Origin of the sequence: Streptomyces aurantiacus (genome assembly GCF_027107535.1) — a bacterium.
Lineage (GTDB): Bacteria > Actinomycetota > Actinomycetes > Streptomycetales > Streptomycetaceae > Streptomyces.
Genome location: NZ_CP114283.1, coordinates 5,586,391 through 5,603,508, shown reverse-complemented (window position 1 = coordinate 5,603,508; position 17,118 = coordinate 5,586,391). Strand labels below are relative to the sequence as shown.

Genomic DNA, 17,118 nt, shown 5'->3' with positions numbered 1-17,118 from the left:
CGTGCGTAGGTTCCACACATCGCCTGTTGCGTCAGGGAAAGGGAGGCGGACTGGTGAGTGAGAACCAGTACGACACATGCGTCATCGGGGCGGGGCCCGCGGGGCTCGCGGTCGCGAGGGCACTCGCCGAGCGGGAGTTGCCGTACACGCACATCGAGCGGCACACGGGACCGGGAGGTCTCTGGGACATCGACAATCCCGGCAGCCCCATGTACGAGTCGGCCCACTTCATCTCCAGCAGGACACTCTCCGGGTTCGGCGGCTATCCGATGCCGGACCACTTCGCGGACTACCCGCCACACCGCCAGATCCTGTCCTACCTGACGTCGTTCGCCGAGGCGTACGGACTCAGGGACCGGATCGAGTTCGGCACCGAGGTCCGAGACGTGGAGAAGAACCACGACGGCACCTGGACCGTCACCCGGGCCGACGGGCGGGCGAGCGTGCACGGGCAGGTCGTCGTGTGCACGGGATCGCAGTGGCACCCCAACATCCCTGACCTGCCCGGCGACTTCACCGGCGAGATCCGCCACACCGTCACCTACCGCGGCAGTGACGAACTGCGCGGCAAGCGGGTGCTGGTGGTCGGCGCGGGGAACTCCGGCCTCGACATCGCCTGCGACGCGGCACGCTCCGCGGACCACGCGGCGATCAGCATGCGGCGCGGCTACTGGTTCATTCCGAAGCACCTGTTCGGGCGGCCGGTGGACACCATCGCGGACGGCGGCCCTCACCTGCCGATGTGGCTGCAGCAGGCGGTGTTCGGCGGACTGCTCCGGCTCGTCAACGGCGATCCGCGCCGGCTCGGTCTGCAAAAGCCCGACCACAAGCTGTTCGAGACCCACCCCGCCATCAACTCGATGCTGATCCACCACCTGCAGCACGGGGACGTCACGGCGAAGCCCGCCATCGCCCGCACCGAGGGCCGCACGGTGCACTTCGCCGACGGCACCCGCGACGACTTCGACCTCATCCTGCTGGCCACGGGATACCTGCACAGGGTTCCCGCCGCCCAGAAGTACTTCGGCGACGAGCAGCACCCCGACCTGTACCTGTCGGCGTTCTCCCGTGAGCACGACGGCCTGTTCGGCGTCGGCTTCGTGGAGACGAACTCCGGGGCGTACCAACTCTTCGACTCACAGGCCCAGTTGATTGCCTCGTTCGTCCAGGACACGCAGGACGGCCGGCCCACCGCGGAGCGGTTCGCCCGCATGATCCGCAGCGACCGGCCGGACCTGACCGGCGGGCTGAAGTTCGTCGACTCCCCCCGCCACACCGGATACGTCCACAGCGAGGCCTTCGTGAAGTACCTGAACAAGGTCGCGTCCGGCATGGGCTGGCGCACCGCCGGCCGGCCACCCCGGACGGCGTCCGTGCGGCCGGAAGCGGTGGCGTCATGACGTACGACTTCCGGGACAAGGTCATCCTGGTGACCGGCGGTGCCGGCGGCATCGGGAGCGCCATGTGCCACCGGTTCGCCTCCGGCGGCGCGCGCGTCGTCGTGGTCGACATCGACGACGTGCGGGCGAAGCGGACCGCCGCCGACCTGCCCGGCAGCGGGCACGTCGGAGTGGGCTGCGACCTGCTCGACCGCGCCGCGGTGGAGCGGACGCTCGACGGCGTCGGCGCCACCCACGGCCGCATCGACGTACTGGTCAACAACGTCGGCATGACCAGCGCGGAGCGCTTCGACGTACGCAGCGTGGAGAGCATCGAGCAGGAGATCGATCTCAACCTGCTCTCCCCGCTGGTCACCACCCGGATCGCCATCCCCCTGCTGCGGGCGTCCGGCGATCCCCGGGTGGTCACCACGGTGTCCCTCGGCGGGATCTTCCCGCTGGGGGAGACCCCGATCTACACCGCGTCCAAGTTCGGGCTGCGCGGCGCGATGCTCGCCATCGGGCTCGACCTGCGGAACAAGGGCATCAAGGCAGGTTCCGTGCTGCCGTCGGCGACCGACACGCGGATGCTGCGCCAGGAGGCCGTGGACGGCGGGAACTCCATGCAGTTCCAGGACCCGCCGCAACAGCCCGCCGACGTCGTCAAGGCGGTCGTGAGCCTGCTGGACAAGCCCCGTCTGGAGGCCTACGTCCGGCCCGGCGAGTCCCGCCTGGTGCGGTTCGCGATGCTGGCGCCGAACCTGCTGCCCAGACTCTTCCCGCTGTTCCGCAAACGCGGAGAGCGGGGCCAGGCCCGCTACCTGGACGATCTGCGCGACAGAGGACTGGCCCGTCGGGTCGACGGCCGGTGGGAACTGGTGGAGGAAGCATGAGCGGGACGAGCACGGACACACGGGAGACGCTGCGTGTCGTGAACCCGACGACCGGTGAGCTGATCACCACGGTGCCCGCCGCGAGCGCGGACGACGTCGCCCGGGCGGCTGAGCAGGCACACCGGGTGTTCGAGAGCGGTGTCTGGTCCGGGCGGCCGCCGCGGGAGCGTGCCGCGGTGCTGCTGCGCCTGGCCGACCTGATGGAGCGTGACGCCGAGTTCCTGGCCGGGCTGGACAGCGAGGACGCGGGCAAACCGATCACGGAGTGCCGTACGGGCGACGTGCCGGGGGCGATCGAGTCGATCCGCTGGTTCGCGGAGGCGGCCGACAAGGTCTTCGGACGCGTCGCCCCCACCGGTCACGACAGCCTGGGGCTCGTGAGCCGCGAGCCGGTGGGAGTGGCCGCCGCCATCCTGCCCTGGAACTACCCCCTGGCGATGGCAGCCTGGAAGGTGGGCCCGGCCCTCGTGGCGGGCAACTGCCTGCTGCTGAAACCGGCGGAGGCGACTCCACGCTCCACCCTGCACCTGGCGGCCCTGGCCACCGAAGCGGGCCTGCCCGACGGTGTGCTGACTGTCCTCCCCGGCCTGGGACCCGTCACCGGAACCGCACTCGCCCGGGACCCGCTGGTGCGCGCCCTGTCGTTCACCGGCTCCACGGCCACCGGGCGCCGGGTCCTGGCCGCGGCGGCGGAGACCAACTTCAAGCGTGTCTCCCTGGAGATGGGCGGCAAGAGTCCGCAGGTCCTGATGGCCGACGCCCTCGCCTACGGGGACGACCTCATCGACAACATGATCGAGGCCGCGTTCCTGACGATGGGCCAGAACTGCACGGCCGGCTCCCGCGTCCTGGTCCACCACAGCATCGCCGAGGAGGTGCTGCACCGGTTCACGACCGCCGCGAAGGGCCTGGTCATCGGCGACCCGGCCGACCCGCGCACCCAGGTGGGGCCCCTCATCACCACCACCGCCCTCGACCGCGTCTCGGCGGCGGTGGAGGCGGCCCGCTCGGCGGGAGCGCACATCCACACCGGAGGGCTGCCGCCCGGCCTGCCGGAGCACGGCGCCTACTACCCGCCCACCGTCATCAGCCGCGTCCCCGCGGGCAGCGACGTGCTCACCAAAGAGCTGTTCGGACCAGTCGTCACCGTCGAGACCTTCGAGTCCGAGGACGAGGCGGTACGGAGGGCGAACGCCACCGAGTACGGACTCGCCGCATCGGTGTGGACCCGCGACCTCGACACCGCGGTCCGGCTGGCGCGCGCGATCGAAGCCGGAGTGGTCTCCGTCAACTCCTACAGCGAAGGCGACATCACCACTCCCTTCGGCGGCTGGAAGCAGTCCGGGTTCGGCGGCGTCGAGAAATCAATGGACGCCTTCGCGCAGTGGACCAGGGAGAAGACGATCTGGATCCACACCCGCTGACCGGGCTACGGGCGCCCGGCGTCAGATGCCGGCGCGCCCGGCCTGTTCCGTGGTTTCGCCGCGGAGCCGTGCCGGCGCCACTCCGTGCCAGCGCTGCACGGCACGCCGCAGGGCCCGCCCGTCGGAGAATCCGGCCTGCCGGGCTACGTCACGCAGGGTCAACTCCGGTCGGCGCAGCAGCTGTTCGACCCGCTCGCGGCGTACTCCGTCGACGACCGCTTCGTACGTGGTGCCCGACTCGGCGAGACGGCGGCGCAGGGTGCGTTCGCTGGAGGAGTGCCGACGGGCCTGTTCGACGAAGGGCGGTACGTCGGGCAGGCTCTGCGCGATCGAGACCTCCAGTACCTCCAGCAGTTCCTGCTGGTCGCGACGAGAGGTCAGCTGTTCGTCCAGGAGCGCCATCACCGCGGCGAAGGTGACGGGGTCCCGTCCCGGCATCGTCCGGCGGGCCCAGGCGGCGGGGAACACCATGCGGTTCTGCACGGCGCCGAAACGCACGGGGCAGCGGAACAACTCCTCGAACGACCGGGTGTCGCGGGGCGTATGGAGGGCGAACTCGACGCTCTGCGGGGCGAATTCGTCCCCCGAGCTCAGTCGGGTGAGGCAGACGACGCTGGCGAACGCCTCCTCGGCGAGGAAGACCGCCACGGCGGGATCGAGGGCGGGGTCGGGCAGTTCGGCCCGCACCACGTAGCCCGCTGCCTCCTCCTCGGCCGACCAGACGACCATGGCTCCGGACAGGTTCTGGAACCGTACCCCCGCTTCGATGGCGTCCCGCAGCGTGTCGGCAGCCATCTGGGCGAAGCCGAGGAGGCCCCAGGCGGTGAGGTGCTGGGCGGCGCCCACGCGCAGGCCCAGGTGTGCGTCGCCGGTGAGTTCCACCGCACGGCGGATGACGGCGCTGCCCTGCCGGTAGGAGACCCGGAGCGCCGCGGAACGCATCACCGTCTCGTCCAGTCCCACCTCGTTGAGAAGGGGCCGGAGGTCGACGTCGTACTCGTCGGCGACCAGAGCGAGGTATCGCAGGATGTTCGGCGAGATGGTCGCCGAGGTGCTGCGACTCGTTCCCGGAGAACGCTCGGGGGCGGGACTGTGGGACATGGCGTTCCTACCGAGAGGCGAGTTTCCGGAGAACCAGGGAGGAGACCGGCGTGGGCAGAGCGCGCAGCGTGCGCACCAGCGCCGCTGTTTGCCAGGGGAAGTACGCCTGCGCCGGTTCCCTCTCCAGGGCACGCACGACGTACCGGGCCGCACGCTCCTGGCTGATCTCGAAAGGTTTGGGCAGGCCGTCCCCGCTGATGCGCTCGGTGGCGACGAAGCCGGGGTGGACCGAGGTGAACCGGATTCCTCTGGGCGCCAGTTCGACGCGCGCGGAGTCGATGAGTGTGCGCGCGGCCGCTTTCGCCGCAGAGTAGGGCCCCTGGCGGGGGATGCCCATGAGCCCTGCCAGGGAGTTGGTGTGGGCGATCAGGCCTCCGCCTGTCTGGCTGCCCATCTGCGCGATGAGAGGGACGAGGTAGTTGACGACCACGTCGTAGTTGAGCGCCATGATCCGCGAGACGTCCGCCACGCCCACCTGGTCCATGGACATGTCCGGACCCTGCCCGGCGTTGAGCAGCGCGACATCCATGGACCCGTACTCCGCCACGCCGGCCGTCACCACGTCGGCGGCTGCCCGCGGGTCGAGGGCGTCGGCGGCGACGACCAGGCAGTCGCTGCCCCGGGCCCGTACGCTGTCGGCGACGGCGGTCAGTTCGGGTGCGCGCCGTGCCGTGAGGACGAGCCGGTTGCCCCCGTGCGCGAGGTGCCGCGCGACCTCCGCGCCGATGCCCGACGAGGCACCGACGATCAGGATCGTCCGGTCGGTGATGCGCGCCATGGTGCCCCTTTGTCCTTGTCGGAAGAGCCGGTGGTCGTAGGTGTCACAGGGAGCAGCCGCGTGGCGTGTGCGTGGCCCTGGCGGAGGCCGGTTCGCGCCTCATGTGCTGGCTCCACGCTCGCGGGGCGTGGGCGGGGCCGCTCCGGCGCCCGGGCTGCGGCGCCTGGCCATGGCCGCCACCCGCGGAATCGCGAAGTGCATGAGCCGCGGGAACACTCCCGCGACCCGCTGGAAGCGTCCGGCGAGTGCCGGGTGAACGACCTCGACGGGCTTCTTCACGATCGCGTCGACGATCACCGAGGCGACCGCTTCGGGGGTGAGCGGCTTCTCGGCGAAGGTGATCACCGAGCTGGGGTCGGCCATCTCCTGCTCCAGCATCGGCGTCCGGGTGCCGGGCGGATGGATGATGCTGAAGGTGACCGGTCCGTCCCGCTCCTCGATGGCGACGCTGTGGTGGAAGGCGCGCAGCCCGTGCTTGGTCGCGCCGTAACTGGTGTAGCCGATCAGCGGCATGAACGAACTCATGCTGCAGATGGTGATGATGTGCCCGTGTCCCTGTGCGCGCATCCGGGGCAGCGCGGCCATCATCCCCGTCATCGGGCCGATCAGGTTGACCTCCACCATGTGGCGGTGCTGGGCCATCGACAGCTGCCGTGCGTAGCCCGTGTGGATGATCCCGGCGTTGTTGATGAGGACCTCGACGGGCCCGAGCCGCGAGGCGGCGGTGTCGAAGGCAGCCTCCCAGGCGTCCTCGTCGCGGATGTCGAGTTCCACGGCGAGAGCCGCGGAACCGAGCCGGCCGGCGAGCCGGATGGCCCCCGCCACGTCGATGTCGGCGAGGACGACCCGGTGTCCGCGCCGAACCGCCTCGCGCGCGGTCGCGGCACCGATCCCGCCGGCCGCGCCGGTCACCATGACGACGCTCACCGTCGCCTCCCGCCGTGCGCGCTGTCGTCGTGGACGGGAAGGGGGGCGTCCGTCCGCTGTCCGTGCATGGAGACTCCAGAAGAAGTGAGCCGAAGGACGAGGTCCGAGATCAGGACGGCAGGACGTACGCCTCCAGCCGCGAGGAGTTGAGCTGTGCCGCCCGCACCGGATCGTCGGTCGACACGGTCGCCGCGTACAGGGTGTCGCCCCTGGGGCCGGCGACCAGACAGCTCAGCGTCCGTTGGCTGGTGGGGACGCGGTCGAGGATGGTGCCTCCGGGGCCGACGCGCACACACTCGCCGCGCAGCGCGTTGGCCACCCAGGCCGTGCCGTCCCTGCCGGGCGCGATGCCGTCCGGGGCGATGGGGCTGCTGGAGCGCTCGGCGATCGCCCGGTGGTCCAGGAGAGCGGAGACGCGCCGGGTGACATGGCCGATCGGGCCGGCGTTGTTGAGGGCCTTCCACAACCAGGGCGGGATCAGGGGAGCCCAGGGGCGTGGGCGGCCCAGGCGCCCGTCCGGCAGGACCGGCAGCGCCGTGAGCCGCATCGCGAGGGTCTCGGCGACCAGCAGGGTCTGCCCGTCGTCGGTGAGGAACAGGCCGTTGGGGAAGACCAGCGGTTCGCTGAGGCCGAGCAGTTCGCCGGTCGGCGCGTAGCAGGCGATCGGCGTCCTGGGCACACCCGGCGGCGCGTAGAGCATCGAGTTGGGCTTCTCCCTGACGAAGCCGTGGTAGTCGAATCCGAAGTTTCCGACGTAGGCCCGGCCCTGCTGGTCGACGAACATGTCGTTGGCGTTGCCGTCGGCGATGTCCTGGAGGTCCGCGTGCACGACGAGGGAGCCGTCCGGCTCCCGCCGGTAGACGCAGCGTCCCTCCATCGAGACGACCAGCATGCGGCCGTCGGGCAGAAAGCCGAGGCCGGCGGCCCGGCCGGGCACCTCCACGACCGTCTCGGGCTGTCCGACGGTGTCCCAGCGGTGCACCGTCCCGTGGGCGAGATCGCAGAACCAGAGCGCGTCGCCGTGCCAGCGCAGACATTCCAGAATGCCGAATCCGTCCAGAACAACCGTGGCCTTCGGCCGCACTCCTGCCTCCTGAGGGTGGGTGCTCGTGGGGTGCCGATCGCCGTTACGGTCGCTCACCGCCCAGAAGTAAGTCAAGCGTCCAGGACGCTTGACTTACTTCTCCCGGCGTCCCCATTCTGGGCTGACGACGGATGCCTGCCCCCGGCGACGGCCGGCGAGCGCAGCCGGCAGGTGAGGAGAGGAGAAGGCGTGCCCCGTATGGCGGCGAGCGACCGGAGGGCCGAGCTCCTCGAAGCGGCGATCCGGGTCATGGCACGGGACGGGGTGGCCAAGGCCACCACGCGCGCGATCGTCAACGAAGCCGGTATGACCCTCGGAGCCTTCCACTACTGCTTCGACTCCAGGGCGCACCTCCTCGAACTCGTCACGGAGACCCTCACGGAGCGGTACGTCGCCGAGGTGCGAGGCCTGTTCGCGCCGCACAAGGAGATCCGCGACAGCGTTCTCGACAGCCTCCACGCCTTCTGGAAGGGCTTCGAGGCCAACCCCGGCGAGCACCAGATCAGTTACGAGCTCACGCAGTACGGGCTGCGCAACGACGGTTTCGAGGCCGTGGCGAGGAGGCAGTACGAGATCTCCCTGGGGGCCTTCACCTCGTTGCTCGAACTGGCCGCCGAGAACGCGGACATCGAGTGGGCGGTGCCCGTGCCGGTGCTGGCCCGGTACGTGCAGTCGGTGATCGACGGCCTCAACATGAGCTGGCTCGTCGACCGCAACAGCGACGACAGTCAGGCGGCGCTGGAACTGCTCGCCGACCACCTTCTTCTGCACGCCCGCCCTCGGGCCTCCTGACCTGCGCTCGGCTTCCTGGGCGGCCATGACCTCATCGCCGGGCTCGAAGGCCCACCGCACCGGTCGGTGACTCGAATATTGGATCCCCTGTGCCCTTTGAGCGTTGATACGGTCCGGGCCATGGCAGAAGCACAGGGATCACCGAGCAACCCCGTCACCGCGGAAGACGTCGAGCTGGCCGTCCGCCTGGCGGTCGCCACCCTGAGCGGGGCTGACGCGCCGGACTGGAGTGTCAGGGCCGGTTCCCTGGAATGGGACTGCTGGGAGACCGTCGAGCACCTCGCCGACGACCTTTTCGCCTACGCCGTCCAGCTCGGCCCCGCGAATCCGCCGCAGGACACCCACGTTCCGTTCGCGTGGAGTCGCCACAGGCCGGAAGGCCCGGCGAACTCCGTCTTCGCGGACCGCGAAGCCGGGGGAGCGGGCCTGCTGCAAGTACTGGACGCCAGTGGCGCCCTGCTGACCGCGATCGTCCGCACCACGTCGCCCACGGCGCGGGCGCACCACATTTTCGGCCGAGCAGACGCAGAAGGCTTCGCCGCGATGGGCGTCGTGGAGACCCTGGTGCACACCCACGACGTCGCCGAGGGCCTCGGCATCAGCTGGACGCCGCCCGCTGACCTGTGCGACCGCGTCCTCGTCCGGCTCTTCCCCGACGCCCCCACCGACACCGACCGGTGGCCGACGCTTCTCTGGGCCACCGGTCGCGCGGAACTCCCGGGCCGACCGCGTCTCACCAAGTGGCGCTGGTACGGCACGCCGCGTACCGACGGCGGACCTCAGTAGATCTTGACCTGGGTCTTTGAGGCTTATGCGCGACCGCGTCCGTCCTTGATCCCGGGGACGGGAACGAGCACGGTCTCCGGCATGACAAGCTGTGCTTCCCACTGCCCGAACCCAGGAGGCCACCATGGCTGCAGAGTCTGCACCGCAAGAAGGTTCGGAGTCGGCTGACACCGAGAACCCTGTCCCCACGACCGACGACGACGGTCAGTCGGACATGAAGCGCAAGTTCCGGGAGGCTCTGGAGCGCAAGCGCGGCAAGCAGGCGGACGCCACTCTCGCAGCGAACTCGGACGGATCGAAGATCCGTGGTGCTCACGGCCCGGCCGCGAGTCAGCGGTCGTTCAGGCGCAAGAGCGGAGGCTGAGCCCGCGGGCGCCCGCCGCGTCCCGGCAGGACGTGTGCCGCCTGCCGGAACGCGCGTACGCGGCTCGGAATCTGAGTCCGAGCCCGCCGCCCGGCCCTGGAAACGGCGGAGCCGGCGCGCGGTGGTGCGGTACCGGGCCGGCTCGGCCTACGACGCCGGGCGCGCTGCGCGCACCGAGGCTGTGTACGCCTCCAGGGCGGACCGCGGCTCACGCCCCAACAGGCCGCGCAGCGCGTTGCGTTCGATGCCCGCACCGTCCAGGAATCCGGCCGCGATCGCCGAGTACGTCCCCACCAGCATCGGCACCTGGTAGGGCAGCGCCGCTCCAGAAGCGGTGATCGCCTCCCGGGTCCGGGCGAGTGAGCCGGGGGAGTAGGACCCCTCTGTCGCGGCCGCCAGGTCCGCGCCGCCGATCGCCTCCTCGCCGACGAGCTCGTACGTGCGGCCCGCATGCTGCCGTGGCGCGCTCGCCACGTGGGCGGCCACCTCCGCGAGATCCGCGCGGGCGACGGCCGCCAAGCGTCCGTCGCCGAGCGGCGCGGTGATCGCCCCGTCGGAGCCCGGGGCGGCGATGGCGGCGAGGAATTCCGCGTACAGGCCGTTGCGCAGGATGGTCCACTCCAAGGTGCTGCGCTGGAGCCTGCGCTCGGTCCAGCGGTGGGCGAGCGCGTAGGCGAGGTGGTCGCCGTCGCCGCTCACACTGGTGTAGACGACGTGCCGTACACCGGCCTTCTCGGCCGCTGACACGGCCGCGTCGTGACGGGCGATGACCACGTCGTCCTCGCCGTACCCCGCAGAGATCAGCAACAGCGTGTCCACGTCGGTGAAGTCGAGCGCTGCCGGGTCGTCGAAGTCGACTCGCCGCTCGTCCGCGGACCGCGGCGTGCGGGTGCCGAGCACCACGTCGTCCCGGGCTGCCAGCCGCTGGGCGACGAGCTGTCCGAGTGCCCCGGCGGCACCGGTGACCAGAATCATGGGAAGTCCCTCCTGAGCTGTGTGGTTCCATCCTCAGCAGAGCAACTCGATCGCATAAGGAGGCACTTTCATGTCAGCAGGGCACACGGCGGTAACCGGCCCGGCGAAAGTCCAGGTGGCTGCCGATCCCGTGATCACCTGTGAGACACCGCAGGACGAGTGCGGTGTCCGGGACGTGCTGGACCGGCTCGGCGACAAGTGGTCCGTCTACGTCGTCGTCGAACTCGCTTCCGGTGTCCGCCGTTTCAAGGAGCTCCAGCGCGCCATCCCCGGCCCGATATCGCAGCGCATGCTCACTCTCACCGTCCGCCGACTGGAGCGCGACGGCCTGGTCAGGCGCACGGTGTATCCCACCGTTCCGCCTCAGGTCGAGTACGAACTGACCGAGATGGGACACAGCCTCACCCACCTCGTGAAGGCACTCGCAGACTGGTCGATCGCCCATCGTCCGGCCATCGCCGCCTCCCACGCGGCATGGGACTCGAGCCGGGCGGCGTCGCCACGTACGCCGTGACATCGTGGGGGTCATGACCATCGAAGTGCGCCCCGCGTCGGTGTTCGAGGACGTCCGTACGGTGCTGGGCCCGAAGTCGCCCGGTGCGAATGTCTGCTGGTGCCTGAGCTACCGGATTCCGTCCAAGCTCAACAACGAGCTTCGGGGGCCCGCCCGAGGGGAGTACGTCGCCGGGCTGTGCCGTACGGGGCCCCCTCCGGGGGTGATCGCCCACGACGGCGGCGAGCCGGTCGGCTGGGCCGCCGTTGCTCCACGCTCGGACACCTCCTTCGCGCGCAACCGCAAGATCCCGCACGTCGACGATCTGCCGGTCTGGTCGCTGTGGTGCATCCGCGTACGCCCCGGGCACCGGAAGCAGGGAATCTCGCACCAGCTCATCGCCGGCGCCGTCGAGTTCGCCCGCGACCACGGTGCACCGGTGATCGAGGCATACCCCCTGGACAACGGTGACGCCAAGGTCGACCTGACGATGGCGTACGCAGGGCTCCGGAAGAACTTCGAACGCGCGGGATTCGTCCATGTCGCCGACACCACCTCGGTGCTGGCCGGTCATCCCCGGATTCTGATGCGCCTCGACCTGCGCTGACGGATCAACCCTTGGATCTCGGTGTCCGGAGCCACCCACCGACGCCCGCGTCCTGGGCCGTCGTACTACAGCGCGGGGCCGGCCCCACCTCGGCCTCGGTCTCCGACCGGCTCGGTGGACTGCTCGGCGGCATCACGCGTTCCGGCGCTGACCAGCCCTGTCTCGTAGGCGACGATGACGGCTTGGACCCGGTCCCGGAGCCCGAGCTTGGCGAGGATGCGCGCGACGTGCGTCTTGACGGTCGCCTCGGCCAGGTGGAGGTGGGCGGCCAGTTCGGCGTTGCTCAACCCCCGGGCCAGCAGGCCGAGCACCTCCAGTTCACGCGGGGTGAGCGAGACGAGATCGCGGTGCAGGGCGGCGGACCCTCGGCCGCGCCGGGTGCTGTGCCGATGTTCGCCTCCGGTGCTGAACCGTGGTTCGCCTCCGGCGCCGTGTCCTTGTTCGCCTCCGGCGCTGCGTCCTTGTTCGCTTCCGGCGCTGCGTCGATGTTCGCCTCCGGCAAAACGCTCCACGAGGCGGCGGGTGATCGCGGGTGCGAGGAGGGCGTCGCCGGTACGGACCGTACGGACGGCCGCGGTCAGATGCTCGGGGGTGACGTCCTTGAGGAGGAAGCCGCTGGCCCCGGCGGACAACGCCGCGTAGACGTACCGGTCGAGGTCGAAGGTCGTCAGGATGATGACGCGGGGATTGTCCTGGGCCCCGGTGAGGATGCGGCGGGTGGCTTCCAGCCCGTCCATCTCGGGCATCCGGACATCCATCAGCACCACGTCGGGGCGTGTGCGGCCGGCTGCTTCGACCGCTTCGGATCCGTTGGTCGCCTCGGCCACCACGTCGATGCCGTCGGCGCCGAGAATCAACCGGAATCCGGTGCGGACAAGGGTCTGGTCGTCGGCGAGGAGCACACGCAGTGGCTCGGTCACGGTGTCTCCAGGGGAATCAGGGCTTCGACACGGTAGCCGCCGGTCAGCCGCCGGCCGGCGTTCAGGGTTCCGTCGTAGACGGCCAGGCGCTCACGCAGGCCGATCAGACCCCGGCCGCTTCCGACGGACGCGCCCGGGTGCCCGCCGGTGTCGGTGACCTCCACCCGCAGCCGCTGCGGTCCGTAGTCGACGGTCACGCCGGCGCTGGCGCCGGAGGCGTGCTTCACGGTGTTGGTCAGGGCCTCCTGCACCACCCGGTAGGCGGCGAGTTCGAGGCCGGGCGGGAGGGGACGCGGCGGGCCGGTCACGGTCAGGGCGACGGGCAGTCCGGTGTCCCGGACGCGTCCGACCAGCGCTTCCAGCTGGCCCAGGCCGGGCTGCGGAGCCAGCTCCGCCGCCGGGTCGGCCAGGCCCCCACTCCCGCTCGTCGCGTCGTCCTCGTCGGACATGGTGAGCAGTCCCATGACGTGGCGCAGCTCGGTCATCGCGGCCCGCCCGCCGGCCTCGACGGCGAGCAGCGCCTCGCCGGCCAGCTCGGGGGAGGTCTTCATGATCTTACGAGCGGCGCCCGCCTGAATGATCATCACGCTGACGTTGTGCGTGACGACGTCGTGCAGTTCGCGGGCGATCCTGGCCCGCTCGTGCTCCACGGCCCGGCGCAGGGCTTCGGCCTGTTCGCGTTCCAGGGCGGAGAGCCGGGTGCGGCCCTCGTCGGTCCGGAGTTTCCAGGTACGCAGGCCGACGGCGGCCCCGGCCATCGGGACCAGGATCAGCAGGGCTATGTACTCGTTGGGGACGATCGGTGTCACCGAGTTCCCCGACGTGCCGATCAGGACGACCGACACCGGCAGCGCCGCGAGGGTCGCCACCCGGTACGGGCTGTAGACGGCGGCGCTGTAGACGGCGATGACGAACGCGTAGAAGGTCAGCCGCAGGACACTCTGCGGTGTCGCCAGCGTCGCGGCCGTCACCACGCACAGCACGGCGAGCGGGTAGCGGCGACGCAGTACCAGGGCGCCCGAGGCGATGGCCGCGAGGCCGACCATGAAGGCCAGGCCGCGGGTACCGGACGGGCGCGGCATGACGTACTGGACGCCGGGTGCGATCTCGCGCACCACGACGACATCGGCGTTGTCGATGCCGTAGTAGACGGTGGCGACCCCGAGGGCCAGTGCCACCAGCACGTCGAACTGCCAGGCGCGCCGGGTGGGCCGCAGCGGTGGACCGCTCGGAAGCCTGGCGTCACGGAGCGTCCGGCGGGCGGCTTCCCGCAGCCGCGCCGGCGTCGTACGTCCGTCCATCACCGGTTCATTGTCTCCGCAGGGCGGACCCGCGGAATCCGACCCAGTGGTCGTTTCCACCGTGCCGGATACATCACCCGCCTACATCGCAGGGATGACGTCTGCGGAGATCGTCCCAGCGCGGTACGGCAATGGGTTCTTGCGAGCGACGCGCGCGGACCCGGCCCGCTCCTAGCGTTCACGCAGCCGACCGCCCGTACCCAAGGAGCCGCTCATGACCACGCCGGTGATCGAACTGCGCGAGGTGAGCCGTCGATTCGACGACGGCCCGCCCGCTCTGCACGGGGCGTCGCTGACCGTGCGGCCCGGGGAGGCCGTCGCGGTCCTCGGCCCTTCCGGCAGTGGCAAATCCACACTGCTCAATCTGATCGCGGGCCTGGACCGCCCCGACACGGGGACCGTCACCGTGGACGGGGTGCGGGTGGACCAGCTGGGCGAAGCAAAATCGGCGCTGTACCGGCGGTCGAGGATCGGCATGGTCTTCCAGTTCTTCAACCTGCTCGACGATCTGACCGTGACCGACAACGTCGTCCTGCCCGCGCGTCTCGCGGGCATGGCACGTGGCGAGGCGGACCGCCGGGCGGCGGGACTCCTGGAGTTGCTGGGCATCGGCCGGCACGCCCGCTCCCACCCGGGGCGGCTTTCCGGCGGCGAGCGGCAACGCGTCGCGGTGGCGCGGGCGTTGATGAACAGACCGGCGCTGCTCCTGGCCGACGAGCCGACCGGCGCCCTGGACACGACCGCCGGACAGGACGTCAGCGGGCTGCTCACCGACCTCAACGCCGAAGGTCAGACCATCGTCGTGGTCACCCATGACCTGGCGCTGGCCCGGTCCTGCACGAACCGTACGGTCCACATCGCCGACGGCCGGATCACCGAGGACGACCGGTCGCGGACCGTGGTCTCGGAGACCGCCCGATGAGCGCCCTCGGCAGGGTGGTGACCTCGGGGGTGAGACGACGCCGGGTACAGACGCTGGTGATCGGGCTCGCCACGATGATGGCGGTGGCTGCCTCCGTCCTCGGCGGTTCGCTGCTCGTGGTGTCCGGCGCGCCCTTCGAAGGCGCCTTCGCCGAGCAGCACGGCGCCCATCTGTCCGTGCAGTACGACGCCGACAAGGTGAGTGCCGGGCAGCTGACGGAGTCCGAGGACGCCGAGGGAGTGAGCGGTGCGGCCGGGCCGTTCCGCACGGCGACGGTGACCCCGCGATCCGAGGGGGCGGGCCCCGCCTGGCCGATGACCGTGGTCGGCCGGGGCGATCCCGGCCGGGACGTGGACGAGGTGGCACTGCTCGAGGGGCGGTGGCCCGCGCGCTCCGGCGAGACCGTGCTGTCCGCCGACTCCGCACTCATCCCGACCATGGGCATGAAGGTCGCCTTTCCCGACCTGCCCGGCGGGCCGACGCTGACGGTGGTCGGGGTGGCCCGCTCGGTCACGCGTACCGCTGACGCCTGGGTGGTGCCGTCACAGATGGCGGCGCTCACCGCAGCCGGCAGTGGCGGCTACCAGATGCTCTACCGCTTCACCGACGCGGGCACCGCCGCGCACATCACCGCGGGCGGCAAGGCCGTGTCGGAAGGTGTCCCGCCGGGAGCGGCCGCAGGCGAACAGTCATGGCTGACCGTCAAGAAGAGCGCCGAGCGAGACACCGCCGTCTACGTTCCGTTCCTCATCGCGTTCGGCGCGCTGGGGCTGGTCATGTCGGTGCTCATCGTCGGCAACGTCGTCGCGTCGGCGGTCGGCACGGGAACGCGCCGCATCGGGATCCTCAAGTCCGTCGGCTTCACCCCGGCCCAGGTCGTACGGGCCCATGTGGGCCAGGCGCTGATCCCGGCGGCCGTCGGCACGGTCCTCGGTGTCCTCGCCGGCCACCTGCTCGCCGTCCCCGTACTGGCCGAGACCGAAGAGGTCTACGGCACTTCGTCCCTTGGCATCGCCCCTTGGGTCGACCTGACGGTGATCGCCGGGGTGCTCGGTCTGGTGGCGGCGACCGCGTGCGCGAGTGCCTGGCGGGCCGGCCGGCTGCGTACGGTCGACGCGCTCGCCGTCGGGCGTGCCGGCTCGGCGGGGCGCGGCCGTCGGGCGGCCCGTCTGGCCGGACGGCTGCCGGTGCCGCAGCCGGTCGCCCTGGGGCTGGCCCGGCCCTTCGCGCGGCCCGCCCGCACGCTGGCCATGGGAACGGCGATTCTCTTCGGCGCCATCGCCGTCACGTTCACCGTGGGAATGGCCGCCTCGCTCGGCCAGGTGATGAAGGCCAAGGCCCACGCCGCCGCCGATGTCGTGGTGCCCGCGCCCATGCCGGACTTCGGACCCCCACACCCGGACCCCGACTTCGAGAAGCGGTCCAGGCCCGATCCCGCCGCGGTCGCCGCAGTCGTCAGGGCCGCCGACGGAACCAGGAAGTACTACAGCGCCGCGAGGGTACGGGCGACCGTGTCCGGCCCGACCGACACCGTGGACGTGATCGCCTTCGACGGCGACGCCTCCTGGGGCGGCTACACCATGGTCTCGGGCCGCTGGCTCGACAGGCCCGGCGAAGCAGTGGTCCCGTCCCCCTTCCTCGCCGCAACCGGTACCCGCCTCGGCGACACCGTCACCCTCGGCGGGCCGGCCGATCCGGTCACGGTCCGGATCGTCGGCGAGGTCCTCGACCCCCGTAACGACGGCATGCAGGTCTTCACCGACTCCGCGACCCTCAGGGCCGCACATTCCGACCTGACGGAGACCAGCCATCACATCGCAGTCACCTCAGGCACCGACGTGACCTCCTACGTCGACACGTTGAACGAGGTTCTCGCACCGCTGGGGGTCACCGCTCGGGCCGGCGGGCCCGACGCAGGCAGCGACATGGTCGCCACGCTCAACGCGCTGTCCGCGACCCTCACGCTGATGCTCGTCGCCGTCGCCGCGCTCGGCGTGCTGAACGGCGTGCTGCTCGACACCCGCGAGCGCGTCCGGGAGATCGGTGTTCACAAGGCACTCGGCATGACACCCGGTCAGACCGTCGCGATGGTCCTCACCTCGGTCGTCGTGACCGGCCTGGTCGCGGGCCTGCTGGGCGTGCCGCTCGGCGTGGCTCTGCACGGCTGGGTCCTTCCTGCCATGGGCGACAGCGTGGGGCTGCGCCTGCCCGAGTCCGTCATCGCCGTCTACCACTGGCCCGAAGTGCTGCCGCTCGCACTCGGCGGCCTGTTCATCGCCGCCCTGGGCGCACTCCTGCCCGCCGGCTGGGCCGCCAGGTCGCGGACCGTCGTTGCCCTTCGCACCGAATAGTCTTTTCCTGAGCCGCGCCTC

The 17,118-nt window shown here is 70.9% G+C and carries 17 protein-coding genes; 10 read left to right on the top strand and 7 right to left on the bottom strand.

The features are described from left to right. Positions 1-53 precede the first annotated feature (53 nt). The 3 genes from O1Q96_RS27070 to O1Q96_RS27060 are packed head-to-tail and all read left to right on the top strand — an operon-like array spanning position 54 to position 3,696. Positions 54-1,400, top strand: coding sequence for a flavin-containing monooxygenase (locus O1Q96_RS27070; protein ID WP_269250623.1), 1,347 nt, complete (start codon positions 54-56; stop codon positions 1,398-1,400). Then, complete coding sequence (locus O1Q96_RS27065; protein ID WP_269250622.1) at positions 1,397-2,272, top strand: SDR family NAD(P)-dependent oxidoreductase; 876 nt, start codon at positions 1,397-1,399, stop codon at positions 2,270-2,272. Before O1Q96_RS27070 ends, O1Q96_RS27065 begins: the two co-directional genes overlap by 4 nt. Next, positions 2,269-3,696 carry an aldehyde dehydrogenase family protein gene (locus O1Q96_RS27060; RefSeq protein WP_269250621.1) on the top strand — a complete coding sequence of 476 codons (1,428 nt, stop codon included), beginning with the start codon at positions 2,269-2,271 and terminating at the stop codon, positions 3,694-3,696. Before O1Q96_RS27065 ends, O1Q96_RS27060 begins: the two co-directional genes overlap by 4 nt. A 21-nt stretch (positions 3,697-3,717) precedes the next feature. Here the strand turns inward: O1Q96_RS27060 and O1Q96_RS27055 are convergent, their stop codons facing one another. From O1Q96_RS27055 to O1Q96_RS27040, 4 genes are all read right to left on the bottom strand, one after another. Beyond that, on the bottom strand, positions 3,718-4,797 hold the full coding sequence (locus tag O1Q96_RS27055; protein WP_269250620.1) for an AraC family transcriptional regulator: 1,080 nt from the start codon (positions 4,795-4,797) through the stop codon (positions 3,718-3,720). 7 nt (positions 4,798-4,804) lie between these two features. Further along, the gene (locus tag O1Q96_RS27050) at positions 4,805-5,575 is read right to left on the bottom strand and encodes an SDR family NAD(P)-dependent oxidoreductase (protein WP_269250619.1); all 771 of its coding nucleotides are present in this window, start codon (positions 5,573-5,575) and stop codon (positions 4,805-4,807) included. A 99-nt stretch (positions 5,576-5,674) separates the two neighbouring features. Next, positions 5,675-6,502 (bottom strand): SDR family NAD(P)-dependent oxidoreductase, encoded by an 828-nt coding sequence (locus O1Q96_RS27045; protein ID WP_269250618.1) that lies wholly within the window; start codon positions 6,500-6,502, stop codon positions 5,675-5,677. A 109-nt stretch (positions 6,503-6,611) separates the two neighbouring features. Next, positions 6,612-7,586 carry an SMP-30/gluconolactonase/LRE family protein gene (locus O1Q96_RS27040; protein WP_269250617.1) on the bottom strand — a complete coding sequence of 325 codons (975 nt, stop codon included), beginning with the start codon at positions 7,584-7,586 and terminating at the stop codon, positions 6,612-6,614. A gap of 198 nt (positions 7,587-7,784) precedes the next feature. Here O1Q96_RS27040 and O1Q96_RS27035 point away from each other — a divergent pair, with 198 nt between their 5' ends. From O1Q96_RS27035 to O1Q96_RS27025, 3 genes are all read left to right on the top strand, one after another. Continuing rightward, complete coding sequence (locus tag O1Q96_RS27035; RefSeq protein ID WP_269253735.1) at positions 7,785-8,378, top strand: TetR/AcrR family transcriptional regulator; 594 nt, start codon at positions 7,785-7,787, stop codon at positions 8,376-8,378. 120 nt (positions 8,379-8,498) lie between these two features. After that, the gene (locus O1Q96_RS27030; RefSeq protein WP_269250616.1) at positions 8,499-9,164 is read left to right on the top strand and encodes a hypothetical protein; all 666 of its coding nucleotides are present in this window, start codon (positions 8,499-8,501) and stop codon (positions 9,162-9,164) included. A gap of 124 nt (positions 9,165-9,288) precedes the next feature. Further along, positions 9,289-9,528, top strand: a complete 240-nt coding sequence (locus O1Q96_RS27025; protein WP_217453662.1) for a DUF5302 domain-containing protein — start codon at positions 9,289-9,291, stop codon at positions 9,526-9,528. Positions 9,529-9,675: 147 nt separating this feature from the next. Here the strand turns inward: O1Q96_RS27025 and O1Q96_RS27020 are convergent, their stop codons facing one another. Next, positions 9,676-10,503 carry an NAD(P)H-binding protein gene (locus O1Q96_RS27020; RefSeq protein ID WP_269250615.1) on the bottom strand — a complete coding sequence of 276 codons (828 nt, stop codon included), beginning with the start codon at positions 10,501-10,503 and terminating at the stop codon, positions 9,676-9,678. Between the two features lie 70 nt (positions 10,504-10,573). Here O1Q96_RS27020 and O1Q96_RS27015 point away from each other — a divergent pair, with 70 nt between their 5' ends. Beyond that, entirely contained in the window at positions 10,574-11,017 is a 444-nt protein-coding gene (locus tag O1Q96_RS27015; protein ID WP_269250614.1) for a winged helix-turn-helix transcriptional regulator, read from the top strand. A 13-nt stretch (positions 11,018-11,030) separates the two neighbouring features. After that, on the top strand, positions 11,031-11,603 hold the full coding sequence (locus O1Q96_RS27010) for a GNAT family N-acetyltransferase (RefSeq protein WP_269250613.1): 573 nt from the start codon (positions 11,031-11,033) through the stop codon (positions 11,601-11,603). 65 nt (positions 11,604-11,668) lie between these two features. Here O1Q96_RS27010 and O1Q96_RS27005 read toward each other — a convergent pair whose 3' ends face one another. Next, a complete protein-coding gene (locus O1Q96_RS27005; protein ID WP_269250612.1) occupies positions 11,669-12,523 on the bottom strand; it encodes a response regulator in 855 nt (284 codons plus the stop codon). Continuing rightward, complete coding sequence (locus O1Q96_RS27000) at positions 12,520-13,824, bottom strand: sensor histidine kinase (RefSeq protein ID WP_269250611.1); 1,305 nt, start codon at positions 13,822-13,824, stop codon at positions 12,520-12,522. Before O1Q96_RS27000 ends, O1Q96_RS27005 begins: the two co-directional genes overlap by 4 nt. 214 nt (positions 13,825-14,038) lie before the next feature. Between O1Q96_RS27000 and O1Q96_RS26995 the strand changes: the two genes are divergently transcribed. Both O1Q96_RS26995 and O1Q96_RS26990 read left to right on the top strand, forming a co-directional pair. Further along, positions 14,039-14,746 carry an ABC transporter ATP-binding protein gene (locus tag O1Q96_RS26995; protein ID WP_269250610.1) on the top strand — a complete coding sequence of 236 codons (708 nt, stop codon included), beginning with the start codon at positions 14,039-14,041 and terminating at the stop codon, positions 14,744-14,746. Then, positions 14,743-17,097 (top strand): ABC transporter permease, encoded by a 2,355-nt coding sequence (locus O1Q96_RS26990; RefSeq protein ID WP_269250609.1) that lies wholly within the window; start codon positions 14,743-14,745, stop codon positions 17,095-17,097. Before O1Q96_RS26995 ends, O1Q96_RS26990 begins: the two co-directional genes overlap by 4 nt. Positions 17,098-17,118 lie beyond the last annotated feature (21 nt).